Below are 3,116 nucleotides of genomic sequence, written 5' to 3' on the forward strand. Positions count from 1 at the left end.
ACAGCTCCTACAGAATCCAGCGGGAGCAAGTTCCCTCGCCCTAAAAAGACCGCGTTCGCCTCGGTTATTTTAGTTAGCCAGGAATAGCATAAATTCTCATTAGTAGTGTTATATTGTTTCTATTCTAAGAATTGGAACAACATAACATGTCATCTCTAAAACGGATTTCCCTCGCCAGCCTGGCCCTGGGTCTGCTGGGTGAACCGGTTATGGCCGAGGAAATCCAGCCGATGGAACTGGACACCATCAACGTCTCTGCCGACTACGAATCCCCTACCGGTCCCGTAACGGGTTATCGCGCCACTCGCTCGGCCAGCGCCACCAAAACCGATACCGCCCTGCGGGACATCCCGCAATCGATCAGTGTGATCCCCGCCAGCGTTCTCAAGGACCTGGGCAGCACCAACGTTGAACGGGCCTTGGAATATGCCGGCGGCGTGTCGAAGCAAAACAACTTCGGTGGCCTGACGCTCTACGAATACAGCGTGCGCGGTTTTACCACTTCGGAGTTCTACAAGGACGGTTTCAGCGCCAACCGGGGTTATCCGAGTACGCCGGACGCGGCCAACATCGAACGCATCGAAGTGCTCAAAGGACCGGCGGCCAGCCTTTACGGGCGCGGCGACCCCGGCGGTACGGTGAACATCGTCACCAAAAAGCCCCAACCCGAAGCCTTCACCACCCTGCAAACCAGCGCTGGCAGCTGGGATCGCTACCGCACCGCGCTGGACGTCAACACGCCCCTGGACGCTGAGGGCAATCTGCTGTCGCGGGTCAACCTGGCGGTCGAGGACAATCACAGCTTTCGCGATCACGTCCAGAGCAAGCGCGTCTTCGTCGCCCCCTCCCTCAGCTGGCAACTGAGCCCCGATACACGGCTGCTGGTGGAAAGCGAAATCGTGCGCCACAGCTCGACATTCGACCGCGGCATCGTCGCACCGAACAACCGCTGGAGCGGCGTTTCCCGCTCGACCTTCCTGGGCGAACCCAACGACGGCGACATCGACAACCACAACAACATGCTCCAGGCCGCCCTCGAACATCAGCTCAACGATGCCTGGCAACTGCGCCTGGCCAGCCATTACAAACAGGGGGAACTCTGGGGCTTTGCCTCCGAGGCACTCCCGCTGAACGCCGACGGCCACACGGTGAACCGCCGCTACCGCGAACGTGACAACAATTGGCACGACAGCATTACCCAGCTGGAACTGCGAGGCCTGTTCGACCTGGGCCCCTGGCAGCATGAACTGCTGATCGGCACTGAGTACGAGGACTACCGCAAGAACGAGCGCGTGACCACGATCAACGGTGGCACTTACCCCATCGACATCTATCAACCGGTCTATGGTCAGCCGAAACCTGATGGTCAACGTACCGGCACCGATTTTTTCGAGCGTGTGAAAAGCCGTGCGCTGAATCTTCAGGATCAGATCGTCTTCACCGACAAACTGCGAGGCATGCTCGGCGTGCGTTATGAGCATTTCGAGCAGAGCATCGACAATCACGTCACCAACCGCACCAACCGCCAACGCCACGACGCCCTCACGCAACGGGCCGGTTTGCTGTATCAACTGACGCCCGAAGTCGGGCTGTTCGCCAACGCCTCCACCTCGTTCAAACCCAACAATGGCCTGGACGCCAGCAACAATACTTTTGACCCGGAGGAAGGCGTTGGTTATGAAGTGGGGATCAAGAGCGAACTGTTCGACGACCGCCTGAGCACCACCCTGGCGGCGTTTCATATAGAGAAGGAAAACGTCCTGGCGCTCGACCCGGCCACCAATACCAGCCGCGCCATGGGCAAGGCCCGCAGCCAGGGGTTCGACCTGCAAGTCACCGGACAGGTGACTGACGCCATCCGGGTGATCGGCGCCTTCGCCTACATCGATGCCGAGGTAACCAAGGGTGACGAAACCATTCCCACCGGCAGCCGGATCCTTGGTGTCGCCAAGCGCAGCGGCAGCGTGCTGGGGGTCTACGAATTTCAGAACGGGCACCTGCGCGGCTCGGATGTCGGCGCGGCGTTCACTTACGTCGGGGATCGCTCGGGCGAAGCCGGCAAGGACTTCGAACTGCCGGCCTACCACACGGTGGATCTGCTGGCCCATTACAAGGCCAGCGACAACGTCACCGTGGGCCTGAACCTGAACAACGTCTTCGACGAAAAATACTACGAGCGCTCCTACAGCAACTACTGGGTCAACCCCGGCGAGCCACGCAACTTTACCGTCAGCCTCACCCTTGATCTGTAAAAAGGAAAATCAATGAAATACCCCAAGACCTTCGCCCTTCTCAGCCTATTCCTGGCCACACAAGCCTCGGCCCATGGCCTGTGGACCGAACAACGGCGCGGCAACATCGAAGTGATCTACGGCCACGGCGCCGAGGACAATGCCTTCAAGGCGCAGAAAATCAGCGGCGCCTGGGCCTATGACCTGGGCGGCAAGATGATCCCGGTCACCGTGGAGCGCTTGCCCGACCATGCTCGCCTGCAACCCCTCAAGCCACCCGCCGTGATGGCCGTGGAGCTGGACAACGGCATGTGGTCCCAGACCGCCGACAAGAAGTGGATCAACGAAGGTCGCAGCAAGGTGCCGGGGGCGATTGAGTCGACCCACACCTTCAAGTACAGCCTGGCGATCTACGAGCCGGGGGCGAAGTTGCCAAAACTCGATCAGGTCAAGTTCCTGATCCTGCCGGAAGTCGACCCGCTGACCGTTGGCCCGGGCCAGTCACTGCCGGTGCGGGTGCTGCTGGACGGCAAACCGGCCGCCGGGGTGAAGCTGGTGGGTGATTACCGCAGCGCACCGGACACCGTATCGACTGAAACCGACGCCGAAGGCCGGGCCAAAGTGCTGGTGCGTAACGAGGGGTTGAATGTGATCGCCGCGCAGATGGAAATTGCGCTCAAGGACAACAAGGACGTGGCAACCCGAGGGGTGTTCACCTCGCTGACCTTCCTGGGTGAAGAGCATCACGAATAACCCACACTGAAGGCGCATTGATCAGTGGGAAAGATTGACCTGTGGGAGCAAGGCTTGCCCGCGATAGCGCGGTGTCAGTCAACTTAAATGCTGACTGAACCTCCGCCATCGCGGGCAAGCCTTGCTCCCACA

The 3,116-nt window shown here is 59.9% G+C and carries 2 protein-coding genes; both read left to right on the forward strand.

Annotated elements, in window-relative coordinates; translation table 11 throughout:
• Positions 1-146 precede the first annotated feature (146 nt).
• Positions 147-2,252 (forward strand): TonB-dependent siderophore receptor, encoded by a 2,106-nt coding sequence (locus HU811_RS26150; protein WP_186658956.1) that lies wholly within the window; start codon positions 147-149, stop codon positions 2,250-2,252.
• A 12-nt stretch (positions 2,253-2,264) separates the two neighbouring features.
• The gene (locus HU811_RS26155; protein ID WP_092394052.1) at positions 2,265-2,984 is read left to right on the forward strand and encodes a DUF4198 domain-containing protein; all 720 of its coding nucleotides are present in this window, start codon (positions 2,265-2,267) and stop codon (positions 2,982-2,984) included.
• The last annotated feature ends 132 nt before the right edge of the window (positions 2,985-3,116 follow it).

The organism is Pseudomonas tehranensis (assembly GCF_014268615.1).
Classification (GTDB): domain Bacteria; phylum Pseudomonadota; class Gammaproteobacteria; order Pseudomonadales; family Pseudomonadaceae; genus Aquipseudomonas; species Aquipseudomonas tehranensis.

Bases quoted from the DNA above. Each gene is read 5' to 3' on its own strand.
- HU811_RS26150 (WP_186658956.1), top strand. From the start codon at position 147: ATGTCATCTCTAAAACGGATTTCCCTCGCCAGCCTGGCCCTGGGTCTG.
- HU811_RS26155 (WP_092394052.1), top strand. From the start codon at position 2,265: ATGAAATACCCCAAGACCTTCGCCCTTCTCAGCCTATTCCTGGCCACA.